Annotated in this window: 21 protein-coding genes; 13 read left to right on the top strand and 8 right to left on the bottom strand. The window is 41.6% G+C overall.

Going from position 1 to position 19,382, the window contains the following annotated elements; genetic code table 11:
• The first annotated feature begins 146 nt into the window (after window positions 1-146).
• The 8 genes from ACG59Z_RS15390 (at window position 147) to ACG59Z_RS15355 (ending at window position 5,434) form a co-directional block, all read left to right on the top strand.
• Window positions 147-305: a DUF1328 domain-containing protein gene (locus ACG59Z_RS15390; RefSeq protein ID WP_000490267.1), complete on the top strand. Its 159-nt coding sequence runs from the start codon at window positions 147-149 to the stop codon at window positions 303-305.
• Between the two features lie 170 nt (window positions 306-475).
• On the top strand, window positions 476-1,213 hold the full coding sequence (locus ACG59Z_RS15385) for a dienelactone hydrolase family protein (RefSeq protein ID WP_311087302.1): 738 nt from the start codon (window positions 476-478) through the stop codon (window positions 1,211-1,213).
• Between the two features lie 187 nt (window positions 1,214-1,400).
• The gene (locus ACG59Z_RS15380; protein WP_396481565.1) at window positions 1,401-1,763 is read left to right on the top strand and encodes an HIT family protein; all 363 of its coding nucleotides are present in this window, start codon (window positions 1,401-1,403) and stop codon (window positions 1,761-1,763) included.
• Between the two features lie 139 nt (window positions 1,764-1,902).
• Window positions 1,903-2,937: an A/G-specific adenine glycosylase gene (gene mutY / locus ACG59Z_RS15375; protein WP_400200130.1), complete on the top strand. Its 1,035-nt coding sequence runs from the start codon at window positions 1,903-1,905 to the stop codon at window positions 2,935-2,937.
• A gap of 47 nt (window positions 2,938-2,984) precedes the next feature.
• Window positions 2,985-3,521: a M23 family metallopeptidase gene (locus ACG59Z_RS15370; RefSeq protein WP_400200128.1), complete on the top strand. Its 537-nt coding sequence runs from the start codon at window positions 2,985-2,987 to the stop codon at window positions 3,519-3,521.
• A 9-nt stretch (window positions 3,522-3,530) separates the two neighbouring features.
• The gene (locus tag ACG59Z_RS15365) at window positions 3,531-3,776 is read left to right on the top strand and encodes a hypothetical protein (protein ID WP_001287364.1); all 246 of its coding nucleotides are present in this window, start codon (window positions 3,531-3,533) and stop codon (window positions 3,774-3,776) included.
• Window positions 3,777-3,806: 30 nt separating this feature from the next.
• Entirely contained in the window at window positions 3,807-4,367 is a 561-nt protein-coding gene (locus ACG59Z_RS15360) for a DNA-3-methyladenine glycosylase I (RefSeq protein WP_005300378.1), read from the top strand.
• A 38-nt stretch (window positions 4,368-4,405) separates the two neighbouring features.
• The gene (locus ACG59Z_RS15355; protein WP_400200123.1) at window positions 4,406-5,434 is read left to right on the top strand and encodes an NAD(P)-dependent alcohol dehydrogenase; all 1,029 of its coding nucleotides are present in this window, start codon (window positions 4,406-4,408) and stop codon (window positions 5,432-5,434) included.
• A gap of 2 nt (window positions 5,435-5,436) precedes the next feature.
• Here the strand turns inward: ACG59Z_RS15355 and ACG59Z_RS15350 are convergent, their stop codons facing one another.
• Complete coding sequence (locus tag ACG59Z_RS15350; RefSeq protein ID WP_400200121.1) at window positions 5,437-6,861, bottom strand: PLP-dependent aminotransferase family protein; 1,425 nt, start codon at window positions 6,859-6,861, stop codon at window positions 5,437-5,439.
• Window positions 6,862-6,951: 90 nt separating this feature from the next.
• Between ACG59Z_RS15350 and ACG59Z_RS15345 the strand changes: the two genes are divergently transcribed.
• Window positions 6,952-7,326: a hypothetical protein gene (locus ACG59Z_RS15345; RefSeq protein ID WP_400200120.1), complete on the top strand. Its 375-nt coding sequence runs from the start codon at window positions 6,952-6,954 to the stop codon at window positions 7,324-7,326.
• On the opposite strand, the gene ACG59Z_RS15340 is transcribed toward ACG59Z_RS15345, so the two are convergent.
• Window positions 7,310-8,212 carry a LysR family transcriptional regulator gene (locus ACG59Z_RS15340; protein WP_396463179.1) on the bottom strand — a complete coding sequence of 301 codons (903 nt, stop codon included), beginning with the start codon at window positions 8,210-8,212 and terminating at the stop codon, window positions 7,310-7,312. The genes ACG59Z_RS15345 and ACG59Z_RS15340 overlap by 17 nt on opposite strands.
• A gap of 120 nt (window positions 8,213-8,332) precedes the next feature.
• Between ACG59Z_RS15340 and dkgB the strand changes: the two genes are divergently transcribed.
• Both dkgB and ACG59Z_RS15330 read left to right on the top strand, forming a co-directional pair.
• Complete coding sequence (gene dkgB, locus ACG59Z_RS15335; RefSeq protein ID WP_400200118.1) at window positions 8,333-9,136, top strand: 2,5-didehydrogluconate reductase DkgB; 804 nt, start codon at window positions 8,333-8,335, stop codon at window positions 9,134-9,136.
• 4 nt (window positions 9,137-9,140) lie between these two features.
• Window positions 9,141-10,331, top strand: coding sequence for an MFS transporter (locus ACG59Z_RS15330; protein ID WP_400200117.1), 1,191 nt, complete (start codon window positions 9,141-9,143; stop codon window positions 10,329-10,331).
• 41 nt (window positions 10,332-10,372) lie between these two features.
• Here ACG59Z_RS15330 and ACG59Z_RS15325 read toward each other — a convergent pair whose 3' ends face one another.
• Together ACG59Z_RS15325 and dapB are read right to left on the bottom strand one after the other, a co-directional pair.
• Window positions 10,373-11,026, bottom strand: coding sequence for an START domain-containing protein (locus ACG59Z_RS15325; RefSeq protein ID WP_263612595.1), 654 nt, complete (start codon window positions 11,024-11,026; stop codon window positions 10,373-10,375).
• A gap of 51 nt (window positions 11,027-11,077) precedes the next feature.
• The gene (gene dapB / locus ACG59Z_RS15320) at window positions 11,078-11,899 is read right to left on the bottom strand and encodes a 4-hydroxy-tetrahydrodipicolinate reductase (protein WP_002053870.1); all 822 of its coding nucleotides are present in this window, start codon (window positions 11,897-11,899) and stop codon (window positions 11,078-11,080) included.
• Window positions 11,900-12,083: 184 nt separating this feature from the next.
• Here dapB and ACG59Z_RS15315 point away from each other — a divergent pair, with 184 nt between their 5' ends.
• On the top strand, window positions 12,084-12,449 hold the full coding sequence (locus ACG59Z_RS15315) for a hypothetical protein (RefSeq protein ID WP_263612596.1): 366 nt from the start codon (window positions 12,084-12,086) through the stop codon (window positions 12,447-12,449).
• 114 nt (window positions 12,450-12,563) lie between these two features.
• Here ACG59Z_RS15315 and dnaJ read toward each other — a convergent pair whose 3' ends face one another.
• The 4 genes from dnaJ to ACG59Z_RS15295 all read right to left on the bottom strand — a co-directional run bounded on the left by dnaJ (window position 12,564) and on the right by ACG59Z_RS15295 (window position 18,526).
• On the bottom strand, window positions 12,564-13,676 hold the full coding sequence (dnaJ, locus tag ACG59Z_RS15310; protein ID WP_263612597.1) for a molecular chaperone DnaJ: 1,113 nt from the start codon (window positions 13,674-13,676) through the stop codon (window positions 12,564-12,566).
• Window positions 13,677-13,780: 104 nt separating this feature from the next.
• Window positions 13,781-14,158, bottom strand: a complete 378-nt coding sequence (locus ACG59Z_RS15305) for a hypothetical protein (protein ID WP_002053984.1) — start codon at window positions 14,156-14,158, stop codon at window positions 13,781-13,783.
• A gap of 139 nt (window positions 14,159-14,297) precedes the next feature.
• Window positions 14,298-17,423 (bottom strand): efflux RND transporter permease subunit, encoded by a 3,126-nt coding sequence (locus tag ACG59Z_RS15300; protein WP_400200113.1) that lies wholly within the window; start codon window positions 17,421-17,423, stop codon window positions 14,298-14,300.
• A complete protein-coding gene (locus ACG59Z_RS15295; protein WP_400200111.1) occupies window positions 17,420-18,526 on the bottom strand; it encodes an efflux RND transporter periplasmic adaptor subunit in 1,107 nt (368 codons plus the stop codon). The genes ACG59Z_RS15300 and ACG59Z_RS15295 overlap by 4 nt, the downstream gene beginning before the upstream one ends.
• A gap of 149 nt (window positions 18,527-18,675) precedes the next feature.
• Here ACG59Z_RS15295 and ACG59Z_RS15290 point away from each other — a divergent pair, with 149 nt between their 5' ends.
• Window positions 18,676-19,299, top strand: coding sequence for a TetR/AcrR family transcriptional regulator (locus ACG59Z_RS15290; RefSeq protein WP_209045381.1), 624 nt, complete (start codon window positions 18,676-18,678; stop codon window positions 19,297-19,299).
• Window positions 19,300-19,382 lie beyond the last annotated feature (83 nt).

Below are 19,382 nucleotides of genomic sequence, written 5' to 3'. Positions count from 1 at the left end.
AACTACACTGGGCTTAAGAAAATAAGCCGTATTTTTGGCATCACAAAATGATTGTTTAATATACATTTCAACCACATAAACGACACATTTCGTGCAAAAAACACGCTATATAGTAAAAAGACAATGAAAAATAAGGAGGACAGCATATGTTCCGTTGGGCAATAATTTTTGCAGTGATTGCACTCATTGCCAGTCTATTAGGGTTTGGTGGTGTTGCAGGGTTATCTAAAGACTTTGCCGTGATTTTATTAGTGATCGCTGTAATTCTCGCTGTTATTGGTTTTATTTCGCGAGGCCGAACCTAATTTAATTATGACCATATCAAAAAGAAGGAACTCGTTCCTTCTTTTTTATTGGCTGATTATTTCTATGTTTTTCTTTTGATGTAGATTTTTACATAGTTATTCATATGACTTTTATTTTTTATGCTTTAATCAAGCGTATTTAAATCAAGTTAAATTTCAGGATTAATGTCATGAGTACAGCAATTAAAACCCGTGAAATTCAATATACTGCACCAGATGGCAGCCATTTAATTGGTTACTTTGCAGCTCCAGAGAGTGAAAGCCCTGTAGCTGGTGTCATTATTGGTCCTGAGTGGTGGGGTCGTAACGAATACACAGAACAACGTGCGCGTGAACTTGCTGAACACGGTTATGCTGCGCTTGCAATCGATATGTATGGCGATAAAAAAGTGACTACGACTGCAGCTCAAGCTTACGAATGGATGATGCAGACATTTGAAGAGTTAGACACGGTGACTGACCGCGCTAATGCAGGGCTTCAAACTTTAGCTGCTCAACCAGAAGTGAATAGTGAAAAACTTGCAGCGGTAGGGTTTTGCTATGGTGGCAAAGTAGTACTCGATCTAGCTCGCTCAGGTGCTCCTCTCAAAGCAATTGCGACATTCCATGGCACATTAACACCTAAGGCTCCTGCTCAAAAAGGCAACATTCAAGGTGAAGTTTTAGTTCTACATGGTGAACTAGACAGCATGGTCACCTTAGAAGATGTTGCTAATTTTGAAAAAGAGATGCAAGCTGCTGAGGTTAAACATGAAGTAGTGGTTTTAAAGGATGCTAAACATGGCTTTAGTAACCCGCTTGCAGATGAAAGAGCTAAAGCGAATGGTGTCGACCTTGGCTACAACAGCGAAGCGGAAAAACAAGGCCTTGCTAAAATGTACGCTTTATTAGAACGTACTTTAAAATAAAAGAAGCAAATTTGGAGCAAATGGTTCTTTTTTCGCATTTGCTCCCTTAAATCTTTATGACTTTGCAATATTTTTCCTGTATTTTTTAAACCATACTTCAATAAATATACTCCCGTTGAGCTAGAGCAAAGCCTAGTCTTATTTCCCGCACTCGGGGTTTAATGGAATAACATGAGAGGATACAACAATGACTGACAATAAATGTCCGTATTGCAATTTTGATGAATATGACATCATTGATAAGAATGAATTTGCTGTAATTTTACCTGACCCAAATCCGTTGTCTAAAGGCCACTGTGTTGTAACGCCACTACGCCATGTAAGCTCGTTTTTTGATATTACCTCGAAAGAGCATGAAAGCTTATTGACACTTCTTGAAATTGCCCGTCATGAAACACAGCTTCGTCATCAACCAGCTGGTTTCCATATTGGCTTTAATGATGGTGAAGTATTTGGCCAGACTTCCGACCACTTCCACATTCATGTCATTCCTTACTATAAAAACCAACCGTTGAAACTTGATCAACGTTGGGGCGTAAAAGCGGATTAATCCTTTTTATGCTGGACAGAGACTACTCGTTTTAAAGTAGTCTCTGTTTGAACAGGCTCGTTCTGATTGCTTGCTTTAAACAAAACTTCTCCCCAATTTCAGCTATAATTTAGCCCTTACTTTTCTTCTATAGCTGTTCATGCCTGAATTTTCTTTTTCTGATGCCCTCTTAAACTGGTTCGATCAACATGGTCGTCATGATTTGCCTTGGCAAGTCGCAGATGATCCATACAAAGTTTGGGTTTCTGAAATTATGCTACAGCAGACTCAGGTAAAAACAGTTCTGCAATATTTTGACCGCTTTATGGAGCGCTTTCCAACGGTAGACGCTTTAGGTCATGCAACTTGGGATGAAGTCGCCCCTTATTGGGCAGGTCTTGGCTATTACGCTCGTGCCCGCAATTTGCATAAAGCCGCTGGCGTTGTAGCACAGCAAGGTAAATTTCCTGAAACCCTAGAAGAATGGATTGCACTACCCGGCATTGGTCGCTCGACCGCAGGCGCGCTTATGTCTTTAGGTTTACGTCAGTACGGCGTCATTATGGATGGCAACGTGAAACGTGTTTTAGCTCGCTTCTTTGCGATTGAAGATGACTTAAGCAAACCACAACACGAACGTGAAATGTGGAAACTCGCTGAAGAGCTTTGTCCGACACATCGCAACCATGACTACACGCAAGCGATTATGGACTTGGGTGCAACCATTTGTACGCCTAAAAAGCCTCTTTGTTTATACTGCCCAATGCAAGCTCATTGTCAGGCTTACCAGCAAGGTTTAGAACAAGAATTACCTTTTAAAAGACCGAAAAAAACACCGCCTGTTAAAACAGCAGATGTTCTTATTATTCAGTGTGAAGATGAGTGGTTCTGGCAACAACGCCCAGCTCATGGCCTGTGGGGTGGTTTATTCTGTTTACCTATTTTAGAAAATGAACGTGAACGACTGAGCATAAGCCAGCAATTTAAACTACAACCTCAAGCACAAACTTTTCAGATCAGTCATAGTTTCACTCACTTCACATGGTTACTTAATGCTCACTTGTTCCACGTGGAACCTGATCAAAAAGAACATTTGGCGATTGAACTTGAAGGCCAATGGCTGAGTCCGGAACAGGCCATTGCCAAAGGTGTACCAACTGCTATGAAAAAATTGATCTCAACAAGCCGTTCATGACATAGTGGTCAAAATAATTTTGATATAACTATGACAGGGAGTATTTTGTGCAACGTTTTGTTTCTCATTTCTCACTTGGCTTTCTTATTATTCTATTGGCTGCCTGTGCCAGCGCACCTAAAAAACCTACACCACTGTCACCCGCTCAAATTAGTAAGCTCGAGAGTATGCAGCTTCCAAATCGACTTCCAGTTCCGGTAAAAGGTGTCGATCGAGACGAACTAAAAGACACGTGGGGAGCTGCTCGGAGTCAGGGCCGTAGCCACGAAGGCATTGATATTTTGGCTCCACGTGGAACCAAAGTGTATAGCACAACCGAAGGACTAGTTGCCGATCTTCGTAATAACAACTTGGGTGGCAAAGTCATCTGGATTTTAGGCCCAGCGGGAACATGGCATTATTATGCTCATCTTGATGGTCACAAACGTGGCTTAAGTGTTGGTGACTATGTCAAAAAAGGCGATTTAATTGGCTATGTCGGCAATACGGGCAATGCACGTTATACTTCACCTCATCTCCACTATGGTCTTTATCTAAATGGTAAAGGACGTGGTGCTGTTAACCCTTATTCATATTTACGCTAGGAACATTTTATGTCGGAAGCGCTGATCAATCGCTTAGTAGAGTTTGCCGAATCTGGCAACCAGCAAAAGATCATTTTAAATGGCAATAGCTATCAAGGCTGGATCATGGAAATCAGCGATGATGCCCTACTGATCAGTACCGGTTTTTCAGATAAAGTTGGCAAAGATTTTTGGCTAAAGTTTGAAGACTTAACTCAAGCCGAACTGTATTATTGGGATACTCGCCCAAATGAATGGGTGCTATTTAAACTTTAAAATTCCAAGATAAATATAAGGAGCATCATCATGAAAACTCAACGCTGCGGATGGTGTTCCGATGATCCACTCTATATTGCTTACCATGATGAAGAATGGGGTAAACCCGAACACGACGAAGCACGTTTATTTGAAATGCTTTGCCTCGAAGGTCAGCAAGCTGGTTTATCTTGGATTACCGTACTGAAAAAAAGAGAAAGCTACCGTCAGCACTTTTTTAATCATCCTATTGCAGAAATCGCTTCATTCACTGATGATTTTTTAGAACTAAAGTTATCCGATGCTGGTTTAATTCGTCACTTAGGTAAACTCAAAGCCATTCGTGACAATGCGATTGCTTGGCAAGCACTCAAAGCACAAGTCGGTGATGTTCCTAAATGGCTTTGGCAGTTTGTAGATGCAGCTCCTCAACATAATGATGTTGTAGATTATCGTAAGGCCCCTGCTCAAACTGAACTGAGCGTAAAACTTTCTAAAACGCTTAAAAAGAATGGTTTCAAATTTGTCGGCCCAACCACCTGCTATGCTTTTATGCAGGCAGTAGGCATGGTCGATGATCATGAAAATGATTGTCAATTTAAAGCTTCATAACCCACCAGAACGGTTCAAAGCCGCTTAAGGAGTTTCCGATGAGCAATAATACGATTCAGGCTTATGCTGCAATGCAGGCAGGCGAAAAACTGGTTCCTTACCAATTTGATGCTGGTGAATTACAGCCGCATCAGGTTGAGGTAAAAGTTGAATACTGCGGTTTATGTCATTCTGATATTTCTGTTTTAAACAATGAATGGCGATCGACTGTCTACCCTGTGGTAGCAGGCCATGAAATTATTGGACGAATTGTTGCTTTGGGTTCAGAAGCCAAAGGTCTACAAATTGGACAACGTGTCGGTATTGGCTGGACAGCTGAAAGTTGCCAAGCCTGTGATGAATGTATTGGCGGTCAGCAAGTACTTTGTACAGGCGGGAGTGTTGCAACAATCGTCGGACATGCCGGTGGTTTTGCCGATAAGGTTCGTGCAGGTTGGCAGTGGGCGATTCCCCTTCCTGAAGATTTAGACCCAGAAAGTGCTGGTCCTTTACTTTGCGGCGGAATTACCGTTTTTGATCCATTACTTAAACACAAAATTCAGGCAACACATCACGTGGGAGTAATTGGTATTGGCGGTTTAGGTCATATCGCCATTAAGCTACTCAAAGCTTGGGGCTGTGAGATCACTGCATTTAGTTCCAACCCTGATAAAACAGAGGAACTTAAAGCAATGGGAGCCGACCATGTGGTAAATAGTCGCGATACAGAGGCAGTAAAAGCTCAAAAAGGTAAATTCGATTTATTGCTAAGTACCGTGAATGTGACTCTAAATTGGTCTGCTTTTATTGCAACACTGGCACCAAACGGAACCTTACATTTCTTAGGTCTTACGCTTGAGCCTGTCCCTGTTTCTGTAGGTTCGCTTATTAGTGGTGCTAAGTCAGTAACAGGCTCCCCTACAGGTTCACCTGCTGCACTGCGTCAACTTTTAAAGTTTGCTGCACGCAAAAAAATTGCGCCTCAAATTGAGCTGTTTCCAATGTCACAGCTCAATGAAGCAATTGAACGTCTACACTCAGGTCAAGCACGTTACCGAATTGTGCTTAAAGCAGACTTCGCAGAATAAACCTAACTCAACCCTTTCATCTGCTGTCGTGACCACTCCGCCAAGTCTTTAATTGCTTGGCGGACATCTGCTGTTAACTCATGACCTGCATTTAAACGAATGAAGTGCCGATAGCGTTCATCCTCCCCAAAAACATGACCCGGTACTACAGTAATTCCGTGAGATTTTGCAGTGTAATAGAGCGCCAAACTATCTACAGTTTTAGGTAACTGCATCCATAAGGCATACCCCCCTTCTGGTTGGCTCAGTGCAATTGGAACACCTTCAAAGGCATTTAAAATACAACTACGATACTCCTCGACTTGTCGCATTAAATTTGGTCTTAACTGTTCTAAATGTTCTCTGTAAGCACGACTATAAATAAAATCAGCTAGACCTAACTGTAAAGGCGTATTCACCCCTATATTACTTACTAGCAGCTCAAGCTTTAAATTTTCTAACTTTGTAGTTAAACAAAACCACCCTACCCGATACGCACTCGACAAAGACTTAGAAACTGAACCACACCAAACCACATACCCTTCGCGATCCCAATATCGAATAGGCAATGGTCGCTCACCGCTGTAGCCACATTCGCCAAAAATATCGTCTTCAATAATAAAACACTGATACTTTGCAGCTAATTCAGCAATCTTCTTTTTCTCTGCATTGCTAAAACAATATCCTAAAGGGTTCTGGTAGTTCGCTGTCATTAAACAAACCTTAGCCAAACCTTGCTGCATTAATGACTCTAAACGCTCAAGATCAATGCCACGATGATCGGCAGGAATCTCAACAATCTGTCGTTTTAAACTTGCTAATAACTGTAAATGACCGTTATAGGTGGGTGTAGGAATAAGAATACTATCGCCCACTTCAGTGAGCTTCTGAATCACCAAAGACAAAGCAGGCATACAGCCATTGGTAACAAAAATATCTTCCGGCGCGATATAAATACCATCTTCACGCCAATGATCAGAAAGTGCTTTTCTTAATTGCTCGTGCCCTTGTTTATTACAATAAAGAAAATCTTGTGGCTGACAATTTTTTAAAGCACGTTGAATAGAACGACGTAAACCCTCTACCGGAATAAAGTGCGGCGTTAATTGAATCGAACCCAACGGTACAAGATGGCTTTGTAAGGCAGCTTCCTGAATTTGGTTATGCAACTCCAGATTGGAGACATGTCGAGGTAAAGACAAAAAATCCGGGCTATCAGGAATAGGGCTAGATTGGGTACGAGCAACCACAAAGTAACCCGACTTCTGCTTTACATAAATAAGTCCCCTCGCCTCAAGCAATTCATAGCAACTTTTTGCCGTACTTAAGCTAATGCTGTGCTGACGAGCGAAATCTCGTAAAGAAATAAGCTTCTGATGAGGTTTAAGCTCATCTTGATAAATACGATGTGCTAATTGATTGGCAAGAACCTGATATTGAAAAGTCATTCTGTGCTGCTTTTTTAAAAATTTCTGTATCTGTACTGGTTTATAGAACACCTTTAGGCTATGGAAATCAACTCAAAGAGTAGTAAAACCATGAAATTAAAAGCCATATTACTATTTACTATTGTTTTAGCAGGTTGCCAACCACAGCCCCAAAATGAGCAGCACAGACATACGGTTTGCCAGAGCTTGATTGAAGGTTATTTAAAAATGACCAACCAACAGGACTATAAATTAGAACAGCGCACTGATGATGAGACCTATACGATTTCTCATTATGAATATAAACGTAATAGCTCAAACGAAGTTGTCATGGTGAATTCGGTCTATTCCAAACTATATTTTAGTTGCCGAGAACAACAACAAAGCTATTTCTTATCTCAACATTCATCACAAGGACAAACGACTCCAATTTTAGAAGTTCATTTTCCAAGTGATGCTTATGGTAAGTTTAGAGACAGGTTTTAAAACCATCTTTTAATTGATCTGCCAAAAACTCAATAAATAAACGGATTCGTTTTGGTAGATGCTCTTGTTGATAATACACAGCATGGATGCTTTGATATTGATGTTCTATTTGATCTTCAAATAACGCAACCAATCGCCCTTCTTGAATATCTTTCCAAATTTCAAATTCAGATAGTCGTGCAATACCATGTCCTCTAATTGTGAGCTGGCGTACAGTCTCACCACTAGAAGCTTTAATATTTGCTTGTGCGAAAAAATATTCATCACCAACTTTAATTGGCCAGCTATTAATATAATCAGGTCGTGTAAAACCAATCAGATCATGCTGTTCGAGTTGTTCAGGCTGTGTTGGTGTGCCCTTAATCGCTAAATACTCTGGACTTGCCACAATATATAAACGACTCTTGCACACTAACTTGGCATGAAGACTCGAATCATTGAGTTCCCCAAATCGAAATGCCACATCGGTCTTATGTTGTAATAGATCAATCACCTGATCATTACTATTTATTTCGATTTCAATGTCGGGATAACACTCACGAAACTTATGCATTAATGGTGCAATGACATGTAAGACAAATGGCGTTGCCGAATCAATACGAATCAGTCCCGCAGTACCCTGATCAGACTTTTGAAGTTCTTCTTCGGCCGCATTCAGCTCATTTAAAATTTTACGAGCCTTTATCAGAAACTGCTGCCCTTCTTGGGTGAGTTTTAACTTACGTGTTGTTCGCTCTAACAAGGTCACACCTAACTTTGCTTCCAAACGTGTCAAAGAGCGGCTTATTCCTGAAGGTGTCTGTTTTAAATGTTCTGCTGCGGCTACAAAGGAGCCTGTATCAACAATTGTGATAAAGGCAACCAGTTCTTCAATAGTTGATTTCATGGCTTATTCTATTATTGACTAATCATCAAAGATATTTTGCTTATTCATCTATTTTTTCGCAACAATAAAAAAAGCAAAATGCACCTCAAGTTAAATGATTATTCAAATTTAGGTGAACACATGAATATCCCACGTTTTGGTCTAGGTACTTTCCGTCTTAAAGAACAAGCAGTCATTGATTCTGTTAAAACTGCTTTAGACGTAGGTTACCGTGTAATTGATACTGCTCAAATTTATGGAAATGAAGCAGCGATTGGTCAAGCGATTGCCGAAAGCGGTGTATCACGTCAGGACTTATTTCTAACCACAAAAATCTGGGTAGATAATTTTGCGCAAGATAAGTTTATTCCAAGCTTAAAAGAGAGTTTAGAAAAGCTTCGTACTGACCATGTTGATTTAACTTTGATTCACTGGCCAGCACCGGATTTAGGCGTTTCGATTCCTGAAATCATGCAGCTTTTACTTGAAGCAAAACAACAGGGCTTAACTAAACAAATTGGTATTTCAAACTTCAATATTGCACTTACTCAACAAGCAATTGACACAATTGGTGTAGAGCATATTGCAACAAACCAGATTGAACTAAGTCCTTATCTTCAAAACCATAAACTTGTAAATTTCTTACAAGAGAAGAAGATTGATGTTACTTCATATATGACGCTTGCGTACGGCAAAGTGCTTCAAGACCCTGTTTTAGCTGAAATTGCAGCAGCACATAAAGCAACAACAGCGCAAATTGCACTTGCATGGGCATTGCAACGTGGTTTTGCAGTCATTCCATCTTCGACTAAACGTGAAAACCTGATTAGCAATTTAAAAGCACAGGATATCGAGTTAACTTCAGCTGAAATGCAAATGATTGCTGAACTCGACCGTAACAGTCGTGAAGTTAGCCCAGAGCCATGGGCACCAGTTTGGGACTAAACTCATGAACACTCAATCAAATACGGCGTTCTCGTTACTGGCATTGGCAATTGGTGCCTTTGCCATTGGCACTACGGAATTCTCTCCAATGGGATTACTTCCGAATATCGCTAATGATTTAGGTATTTCAATTCCAACAGCCGGAATGTTAATTACGGGCTATGCACTTGGCGTAATGCTAGGTGCTCCATTCATGACCCTGTGGTTTGGTGGTTTTGCACGACGTAATGCGCTTATTTTGCTGATGGCGATCTTTACGGTCGGTAACCTGATCGCAGCGTTTTCACCAAGCTATATGAGCTTATTAGGTGCACGTCTCATTACTAGCCTTAACCATGGTGCCTTCTTCGGGATTGGCTCTGTTGTAGCAGCGAGTATTGTACCCGCGCACAAACAAGCCAGTGCTGTAGCCACCATGTTTATGGGCTTAACCATTGCTAATATTGGTGGTGTACCGTTGGCAACTTGGGTTGGGCAAAACATTGGCTGGCGTATGTCGTTCCTTGCGATTTCCTTGCTTGGCGTGATTACCATGCTCGCTTTATGGAAAGCACTCCCTCAAGGTATGGTTGCCCAAAAACCAAATGTGAAAGCTGAGTTGAAAGTGTTAACGCGTGGCCCTGTGGTACTTGCATTACTTACCACTGTACTCGGTGCAGGTGCAATGTTTACGCTTTATACCTATATCGCACCAAGTTTGACTGAGTTTACCCATGCTTCACCGACTTTCATTACCTTCATGTTGGTGTTGATTGGTGTCGGTTTCTCAATTGGTAACCATTTAGGCGGACGTTTTGCAGATTTGTCTATCAACAAAACTCTGATTGGTTTCTTAGTTCTGTTGATTGTGATGATGGTGATTTTCCCAATCCTTGCACAAAGCCAGATTGGAGCAGCGATTGCCTTAGTGATCTGGGGTGCCGCAACCTTTGCTTTAGTACCGCCATTACAAATGCGTGTAATGTCAGTTGCTCATGAAGCACCAGGGCTTGCCTCTTCAGTAAATATCGGTGCGTTTAACCTAGGTAACGCAGTCGGTGCAGCAGCAGGTGCGTTAGTGCTCGATTTAGGTTGGGGTTATAGCGCAGTATCATTTGCTGGTGCATTACTGGCGGGGTTAGGTTTGTTACTGGTTTTATTCCAAATCAAACATGAAAGTAGCCCAGCTCGAACTTTACAGCAATGTTCAGATTAATAAAAAAAGCGCCTGAAATCAGGCGCTTTTTTTATTGCTTATTATTTTAAAATATCGGGCAATTTAGGTTGCTCATAAATCGGGTTCATTACTTCCCGCTTCATTTTAAGCAGCATTTGATACGGTTGCTGCTGAACAAACATATTTACAAAGCTTAAAGGAATTGAACCGGCTGGGTCAGCGTAGCCACTGGTGGTTACTTTAACTTTGTTATTCGCTAGTTTCTGGAATGTCCATTCACCTTCATAACGAGTTAAACGAACCACATCAGGTTGAATCGGATAATTACTATTAATTGCTGTGTTCTTAATCGTAATAACGCCATTAGCGGCTTTACTCATTTTTCCTTTCACCACAACATCGCGGTCTTTCAGGGGAAAAGGAAAATCTAAAACCATATATAACGTAAATTCACCCTTTTTCTCATCCTGAGACAGCATTTCAACTTTACCCATATAAGGCACCCATTGCGCTGCGCGATTTACATCTAAAATCACCGCAACAGCACGTTCAATAGGTACATCAAAGGTTGTTTCAGCTTTGTATTGAAAGACTGGGTTATCAGCCTTTTGATAGGTCCACACTTTAATATGATTACGGTCAAGGCTAAGTTTCGCCTTGTCTGTAGAGGCAGCCCCTGCATAGAGGCTGCTTAAGCAAAGAAGAGTGGTCAAAGCAATTTGTTTTTTATTCATGTTCTGCTCTATCTTGTTTTTCTCGCCACATGTAGGACGTGTACAGATGGGTTACACCTGTACGTCGTTCAACCCTAAAACATCTTTCATGTCGTATTTGTGCGCTTCACGACCTACAACCCATGCAGCAGCTCGTACTGCACCAGCAGCAAAGTTCATACGGTTCGTGGCTTTGTGAGTGACTTCAACACGCTCACCCTCACCAATAAACATGACAGTATGTTCACCTACAATATCGCCACCACGGATGGTTTCAAAACCAATCGTTTGACGATCACGTGGACCGGTATGCCCTTCACGACCATAAACAGCAACTTCTTTTAGGTTACGGCCTAAAGTATCAGCAATCGCTTCACCCATCATTAACGCTGTACCAGATGGTGCATCTACTTTATGACGATGGTGAGCCTCAATCACTTCAATATCTACTGTATCGCCAAATACTTTTGCTGCAAGCTCAAGTAACTTGATTGATACATTTACGCCAACAGAATAGTTTGCAGCATATACAACAGGTATATGTTTTGCCGTTTCATCAAGCTCAGCTTTTTGTTCATCGGACATTCCCGTTGTCCCGATCACGATAGCTACCCCAGCTTCACGACATAGCTTTAGATGCTCAGATGTTGCAGCAGGAGTCGAAAAGTCAATTACAACGTCACAGTCTTTAAGAACCTCAGCCAAGCTTCCCGTAAGCTTCACTCCAATTGAACCAATTCCTGCAAGTTCACCAGCATCAGCACCGATTAAAGTACTTTCTGGGCGTACAACAGCGGCTCCCAATTGATAACCTGCTTGTTGAACTGCTTGAATAAGTATACGACCCATACGGCCGCCTGCACCCAAAATACCAATGCGTGGAGCTGCTGACATAATCCTTCCCAATCTTGTGTTTTACGTAATTGGCTTACTATATCAAAACTCTTTGCTCACAATAAAAAGTAAAAAATATTTTTTAAGATGAACCGAAATTTAATCAGTTTTCACAAAAGTTAAAGAATTGATCTGCACACTACGGACCCACGAATGAAAAAAAGATGACTATAAGGAGTTCAGCATGCATTCGAAAATTATGGGCTTAATAGCCGTTATGGGGATGATGAGTTCAGTAGCATTTGCAGAGCCTGCAATCCAACCTGGGGACACATTAGAAAGCTTATCTAAAGCACGCATTACCACGAACGTAAATACTCAAGCAGCAACACCTACACCTCAAACAAGCGTAGCAAGCAATACCACTGCTGAAGTTAAAGTTGAAGATATCGACCCGATCATTGAAGAAAAAACCGCAGAAGTAGAAACAGTAAAAGTAGCTGTAAAACCAGTTACTCAAGCTACTGTCGAGGCTGTAGTAGCTCCAGTTGCATCAAGCGAACTTATTGTAAGTGTTGACGATATTGATGTCGCTCATCCGACAGAGTAATCGGTAGTCATTTTCTTTTAAGCAGAATAAAAATAATAAGATGAATCAGCGCAATAAAAAGGCGGATATTTAATCAATATCCGCCTTCTTTTTAATTTCCGATCTAATCAACCATTAATCGAATAAACGATCAAAGAATGATTTTTTCTTTGGTGAAGAAGCACTGTCTTCACCATCGAAAGATGCTTGTAATTCTTTGAGTAACTCGCGTTGACGAGACGTTAAATTAACTGGTGTCTCTACCACGATACGGCAAAGTAAATCACCCACCATGCTGCTACGTACAGGACGAACACCCTTACCACGTAAACGGAATAATTTACCTGTTTGAGTTCCCTCAGGGATCTTCAAGCTAACGCGGCCTTCCAAAGTCGGAATTTCAATTTCTTTACCAAGTGCAGCATCAGCAATGCTTACTGGTACGTCCATATATAAATCGGCGCCATCACGTTGGAAAATTTCGTGTTCACGAACAACCACTTCAACGTACAAGTCACCAGCTTGACCATCACGGATAGCCTCGCCTTTACCACTTAAACGAACGCGGTCGCCATTATCTACACCCGCTGGAATAGTAACTTCCAATGTTTGCTGGCGATCAGCTACACCTGAACCATGACATGCATGGCATGGGTTTTTAATAATTTTGCCTTGGCCACGACATGTGCCACAAGTTTGTTGTACAGAGAAGAAACCTTGCTGCATACGTACTTGTCCTGAACCATGACAAGTTTTACAGGTTTCTACATCTTTTGGATTTTGAGAGCCTTTACCATCGCACACATCACATGGTGCTGGAGCAGTAAAGGTAATTGTTTTCTTAACCCCTTTTACAGCTTCCTCAAGGGTAAGTTCCATGACATAGCGTAAGTCTGAACCGCGACGTTGGCGTTGCTGACGTCCGCCGCCACCAAACGCTCCACCAAAAATATCACCGAACTGGCTGAAAATATCTTCTGCACTGAAACCGCCAAAGCCACCACCAGCGCCACCAAAGCCGCCTTCAAATGCATTATGTCCCATACGGTCATACATGCTGCGCTTTTCGCTGTCCGATAAAATCTCATAAGCTTCAGAAGCTTCTTTAAACTTTTCTTCTGCTTCGGCATTGTCAGGGTTTCTGTCAGGATGATATTTCATCGCCAATTTACGATAGGCTTTTTTGATCTCATCATCACTTGCGGTTTTTGAAACGCCTAAAACCTCATAATAATCACGTTTAGCCATGTTTGGCGGTGCTCCTCACGGAAATTTTATCAATACTCTATTGCCGACTAAATGGGGGGCTTTAGCCGAATTTACAAGGGGAAAACTTTCAAAAAACAGATATATTAAAAAACTGCCTTATTTTTTAAATATTTAGACAAGCCTTTTAACCATGCATTTAATAAAAATAACCAAGCAATAGCGCTAAAAACAACACCAGCAACTGTTGATGCCGTTACCCAAAGGTTGCTGTTCCATGCAAAAAAGAAGAGAGGAATAAACCAAACAACAGCAAAAACTGACATGAAGAGGAATAGAATACCATTGCGCATAATCCAGAGCGCATGAGCATGAATCCAAACTTCCGCATCATCCACAACAGCTACTTTACGAGCGACCAGATAAGCAAAGGCCGCAAAAATAACCGTAAACAATGCAAGAAACATGAACGCATAAGAAATTACAATATAACGGCGATGCTGTTCGATATGGTCTTGCCCCATCTGTATTTCACCTCAATTCACTGCACTATGCCTATTTTTTATGCAGCGAAATAATCCTGTATTTTTTGTGTAAAGACAGGTGCTACTATATTGGACTTTTCAATATTTCGCACCTTTATTCACAAAAAATTTATGTATTTTATGCTGTTTTTTTCACCTTAAACCACGCAGCATACAATGCAGGTAGGAAAAACAATGTCAGCATGGTCGCTACAATCAGCCCGCCCATAATTGCAACGGCCATTGGACCGAAGAAAATACTTCGCGAAAGTGGAATCATCGCTAGCACTGCTGCCAAGGCCGTCAGAATAATTGGACGGAAACGGCGTACCGTTGCATCAATAATTGCTTCCCACGTTGGATGCCCTGCTTGCCGATCTTGTTCGATCTGATCAATCAGAATGAGCGAGTTACGCATAATCATGCCAGATAAGGCAATAGTTCCTAGCATGGCCACAAAGCCAAATGGCTTATTGAATAAAAGTAAAAACAGAACCACCCCAATTAAGCCTAATGGTGCGGTCAAGAATACAATGGTTGCTCGAGACAGACTCTTCAGCTGAATCATGAGTAATGTCATGACAACTGCTAAAAACAGTGGCATACCGGCATTGACCGAACTTTGCCCACGTGCTGACTCTTCTACAGTTCCCCCTACTTCAACGAGGTAACCACTTGGTAGCTCAGCGCGTAACTTGTCCATTGATTCAGCTAACTCGCCCACAACAGTCGCTGGCTGCAATTTGGTACGAATATCTGCACGCACAGTAATCGTTGGTAAACGGTTACGATGCCAGATTAGGCCATCTTCAAATTTATATTCAATTTTAGCAATCTGGGCTAAAGGCACTGTGGTTCCATTGGCTGTTGGCACCGCTAAACTTGCCAGTGAAGCGACTTCAACACGCTCAGCTTGATCTCCACGTAAGCGGATTTCAATGAGCTCACGCTTTTCACGATACTGTTCAATTGCGCTACCTGTAATTGAAGCATTCAGGAAATTCGCCAAATCCACACTAGACACACCCATTTGTCGAGCACGGTCTTGATCAATTTGAATTGCAATGATCTTGCTCGGCTCGCCCCAGTCTAAATGCACATTGGTGGTATTCGGGTTTTCACTAATGACCTTAGCAACCTGCTGCGCCTCTTTACGTACCAGATTGAGATCTTCACCTGACACGCGATATTGCAACGGATAACCCACAGGTGGACCATTTTCCAGTAATGACACACGAGTACGAACTTGTGGAAGCAGCTGTTTAATTTGAGTTTCTAGCGAGCGACGAATTTCATCACGATCATCAAGTGAAGTGGCTAAAACCACAAATTGTGCAAAGCTGGCTTGTGGTAATTGCTGGTCTAACGGTAAATAAAAACGCGGTGAACCTGTACCCACATAGGCCACATAGTTATCAATACCTTTTTGTTTAGACAGGAACTGTTCAACCTTTTTCACCGCTTGTTCTGTGGCGGTTAACGAAGCGCCTTCTTCAAGTTTTAAATCGACTAAAATCTCGGTACGGTTTGAAGGCGGGAAAAACTGCTGAGGAACCATTTTAAACATCAGCACAGAGAGTACGAATATCCCAACCGTTGTCGCAATTACAGTTTTACGATAGGTCACGCAAAACTCGACCATTTTCCTAAAACGTAAATAGAAACTAGATTGATAAGGATCGTAATGATGGTCCTGTGAAATCTCGATCGTTTGTGGTTGCGGTTTTTTCGTTAATCTTGCCCATAAACGAACATACCAAGGTGCTTGATGCCCAGTCTTGGTAAAATCAGGCAGTAGTTTTTCACCCAAATAAGGCACAAATAAAACTGCAGCAACCCAAGACACCAATAAGGCAATGGTCACCACCTGAAAGATCGAACGCGTGTATTCGCCCGTACTAGACTGTGCCGTAGCAATAGGTAAAAAGCCCGCTGCCGTAATGAGTGTCCCTGTCAGCATTGGAAAGGCCGTTGTTTTCCACGCAAATCCGGCGGCCTTAATTCGGCTATAGCCCTGCTCCATCTTAATGGCCATCATCTCGACTGCAATAATGGCGTCATCGACCAGTAAGCCTAAAGCTAAAATCAGAGCGCCCAGAGAAATCTTATGTAGTCCGACATCGAATATATTCATGCCGGCAAAAGTCATTGCTAAAACCAAAGGAATGGAAAAAGCGACCACTAAACCTGTACGGAAACCTAAAGAGAAAAAGCTTACTAACAAAACAATAATGACAGCTTCAGCAAGTACTTTAACAAACTCATGAATACTGCGTTGCACAGCTACAGGTTGGTCCGACACCTTCTGTAGTTTCATGCCTAAAGGCAAAGTCTTTTGCAGTTGGGCAAATTCGGTTTCTAGGTTTTTCCCCAAGGCAATAATGTCACCACCCTTACGCATTGATACAGCAAGGCCAATACCATTTTCACCCATGAAACGCATACGTGGCTGAGCTGGTTGACTAAAACCGCGGTAGACATCAGCGACATCACCAAGTTGAATGGTTTTGTTGCCTACCAGTAACGGCGTTTTCTTAATTTCATCAACGTTTTGTAAATGCCCACTTACACGAATTTGAATACGGTCCGTACCGGTTTCAAAGAAACCAGCGCTTGCCATACTATTTTGCTTTTGTAAGGCTTCTTGAATTGCAGAAAGAGGAATACCGAGCTGAACTGCTTTAGTATTTGAAATCTCAATCCAGATTTTTTGGTCTTGTAAGCCAACCAATTCGACTTTGCTAACATCCTTGACACGTTGCAGCTGTAATTGCAAACGATCGGCATATTCTTTGAGTAGTGCATAGTCAAAGTCCTTGCCTGTCAGTACATAAATATTACCGAAAGTATCACCGAACTCATCATTGAAAAAAGGGCCTTGCACACCGCTTGGGAGTTCAGTGCGAATGTCATTGACCTTTTTACGAACGTTGTACCAAACATCAGGAATCTGTGCCGACTTCAATGAATCCTTGGCAAAGAAAGTAACCATTGACTCACCTGGGCGGGAGTAGGCCATAATCTTTTCATACTGCCCTGTCGTCATCAGCTCCTTTTCAATCCGGTCAGTCACCAGCGTTGAAACCTCTTTGGCAGTCGCTCCAGGCCAGTAGGTTTTGACGACCATCACTTTAAAGGTAAAAGGCGGATCTTCACTCTGTGACAGTTTTGAATAAGAGATTGCACCGATAATGCCAAGCAACAGCATGAAATAAAGGACAATGCCTTTATTATTCAGTGCCCATTCCGAGAGATTGAATTTCATGACTTCGTTGCCCCCTGAATTTTCACCGCACGGTTTTCACGGTCAATCGGGTGAATCTTCTGCTTATCGCGTAGCAAATGAACCCCACCAATCACAACCCAATCATTTGGTGTTAAACCAGTTAACACGGGTACACTATCTCTGCCATATGCCCCAACTGTTACAGGTACTTTACGTAAAGTTTGGTTGGCATTGACTACCCATACATAAGCTTGATTATCTGTAGCTGAAACACTCGAAAGTGGAACACTCATGACATTGGTTTGAGTCGAGCTAAAAAATACGCGTGCACTTTGTCCAAGCTGAATAGCAGATTGGCCTTCTTTGAGTGCAACTTTCACTGTAAAAGTACGAGATTGATCAGCCGCAGGGGAAACTTCGCGTACATATCCGGCAAATTTTTCATTCGGTTTAGACCACAAAGTAATCCAAGCCGCTTGACCAACTTTAATCTCGGCAACTGCTTGTTCAGGTACACCAATGACCACTTCACGCTCACCATCAATCGCCAATTGATAAGCCGCTTGACCTGCTGAAACGACTTGTCCAATTTCAATATTACGCGCTGTAATCACCCCGTTTTTATTAGAAATGAGTTGGTTATAACCAGTTTGGTTTGCAGAAACTTCATAGTTAGAACGGGCTTGTTGTAACGCTGCTTGAGCCGCGTCGTACTGATTTTTGACCGTATCAAATTGTGAACGGCTTACTGCATTAACAGGTAATAATTGTTGAAAACGTTTAAGTTCATCTGATGCTGTTTTCGCTGCTGCCTGTGCATTTTGTAATTGAGCTTTGGCAGCATTTAATTGTAGCTGAGCATCTGCTACATCGAGCTTTGCTAATACTTGTCCAACTTTAACTCGGTCGCCGACATCGACATAGCGAGCCGTAACTTGTCCACCCACCCGAAATGCCAAGGCTGTTTGTTGTCGAGCCTGTACATCTCCTGCATAGCTTTTTAATTCGTTTAGTGTGGTCGAAGGCTGTGTCACCATCACATAGGGTATTTCTTCTGTTTTGGGAGCCTCTTTACTACACCCCATTAATGTGACCGTGCAAACAATCACCATACTCATGATGAGAGGTTTTAACAGATTCATATCTTATCGCTCTTATTCAAACTGGTTTTTTAAGGCACAATATGTTTACATCATAGTTTGTTTGTTTTTTAATTAATATACCCATGGGTACATTAATTAAAGAAAAACTTATAAATATTTATTTTTTTAAACTTTTATTAGAGGGTTTTGTGCAAACAGTTAATCAAAGTGGTCGCCCTAAAGATCTGGAAAAGCGTGCTCGTATCCTACAAGCCGCTAAAGCTATTTTTTTAAAATCTGGCTATCACGGTACCAGCATGAACCAGATTGCACAGGAAGCCGGAGTTACTAAACTCACGGTTTATAACCACTTTCAAGACAAAGCAAACCTGTTTATCTGCGCGATTACAGAAACTTGTGAAGAGACTCTAGGCACTAAACCATTTGAATTAGATGCATCGGCAGATTTTTATCAAACACTCTATACGGTGTGTTCACGTGCCTTACAAATTATTTATTCACCTGAAGCATTAAAGCTTGAACATGTGTTATTTGAGCTCGCAGCAGAACAAAGCCCTTTAGCTGAACAATTTTTCACGGCATCCCATACCCGACTTCAAAATCTGTTAGTTGCGTTCTTCCAAAAAGCAGCTGAGCTAGGTTTTATTCAAGCCGATGATCCCGTTTATCAAACAGAGCTTCTTTTAACGTTGTTGCTTGGTGTACGTCACCATAAAGTTCTACTTAGGATTATTGCTGTACCCAATGCGCAAGAGTTAGACCATATCATTCAAGATGCAATTCATTTATTCCTGCTCAAATATCGGAATTAAACCAAAGTCCGATTGCCAAAAGTTGCACTGAGTGCATGTCATCTTTTAAGTCACCATTAGCGAATTAAATGTTATTTTTTAAG

The organism is Acinetobacter sp. ABJ_C1_1 (assembly GCF_044684115.1).
Classification (GTDB): Bacteria; Pseudomonadota; Gammaproteobacteria; order Pseudomonadales; family Moraxellaceae; genus Acinetobacter; species Acinetobacter nosocomialis_A.
This window is presented reverse-complemented; position numbering and strand designations above follow the sequence as displayed.

Excerpts from the sequence above, each read along its gene's own strand:
- ACG59Z_RS15390 (WP_000490267.1), top strand. The coding sequence starts at position 147 with ATGTTCCGTTGGGCAATAATTTTTGCAGTGATTGCACTCATTGCCAGT.
- ACG59Z_RS15385 (WP_311087302.1), top strand. The coding sequence starts at position 476 with ATGAGTACAGCAATTAAAACCCGTGAAATTCAATATACTGCACCAGAT.
- ACG59Z_RS15380 (WP_396481565.1), top strand. The coding sequence starts at position 1,401 with ATGACTGACAATAAATGTCCGTATTGCAATTTTGATGAATATGACATC.
- mutY (WP_400200130.1), top strand. The coding sequence starts at position 1,903 with ATGCCTGAATTTTCTTTTTCTGATGCCCTCTTAAACTGGTTCGATCAA.
- ACG59Z_RS15365 (WP_001287364.1), top strand. The coding sequence starts at position 3,531 with ATGTCGGAAGCGCTGATCAATCGCTTAGTAGAGTTTGCCGAATCTGGC.
- ACG59Z_RS15360 (WP_005300378.1), top strand. The coding sequence starts at position 3,807 with ATGAAAACTCAACGCTGCGGATGGTGTTCCGATGATCCACTCTATATT.
- ACG59Z_RS15355 (WP_400200123.1), top strand. The coding sequence starts at position 4,406 with ATGAGCAATAATACGATTCAGGCTTATGCTGCAATGCAGGCAGGCGAA.
- ACG59Z_RS15350 (WP_400200121.1), bottom strand. The coding sequence starts at position 6,861 with ATGACTTTTCAATATCAGGTTCTTGCCAATCAATTAGCACATCGTATT.
- ACG59Z_RS15345 (WP_400200120.1), top strand. The coding sequence starts at position 6,952 with ATGAAATTAAAAGCCATATTACTATTTACTATTGTTTTAGCAGGTTGC.
- ACG59Z_RS15340 (WP_396463179.1), bottom strand. The coding sequence starts at position 8,212 with ATGAAATCAACTATTGAAGAACTGGTTGCCTTTATCACAATTGTTGAT.
- dkgB (WP_400200118.1), top strand. The coding sequence starts at position 8,333 with ATGAATATCCCACGTTTTGGTCTAGGTACTTTCCGTCTTAAAGAACAA.
- ACG59Z_RS15330 (WP_400200117.1), top strand. The coding sequence starts at position 9,141 with ATGAACACTCAATCAAATACGGCGTTCTCGTTACTGGCATTGGCAATT.
- ACG59Z_RS15325 (WP_263612595.1), bottom strand. The coding sequence starts at position 11,026 with ATGAATAAAAAACAAATTGCTTTGACCACTCTTCTTTGCTTAAGCAGC.
- dapB (WP_002053870.1), bottom strand. The coding sequence starts at position 11,899 with ATGTCAGCAGCTCCACGCATTGGTATTTTGGGTGCAGGCGGCCGTATG.
- ACG59Z_RS15315 (WP_263612596.1), top strand. The coding sequence starts at position 12,084 with ATGCATTCGAAAATTATGGGCTTAATAGCCGTTATGGGGATGATGAGT.
- dnaJ (WP_263612597.1), bottom strand. The coding sequence starts at position 13,676 with ATGGCTAAACGTGATTATTATGAGGTTTTAGGCGTTTCAAAAACCGCA.
- ACG59Z_RS15305 (WP_002053984.1), bottom strand. The coding sequence starts at position 14,158 with ATGGGGCAAGACCATATCGAACAGCATCGCCGTTATATTGTAATTTCT.
- ACG59Z_RS15300 (WP_400200113.1), bottom strand. The coding sequence starts at position 17,423 with ATGAAATTCAATCTCTCGGAATGGGCACTGAATAATAAAGGCATTGTC.
- ACG59Z_RS15295 (WP_400200111.1), bottom strand. The coding sequence starts at position 18,526 with ATGAATCTGTTAAAACCTCTCATCATGAGTATGGTGATTGTTTGCACG.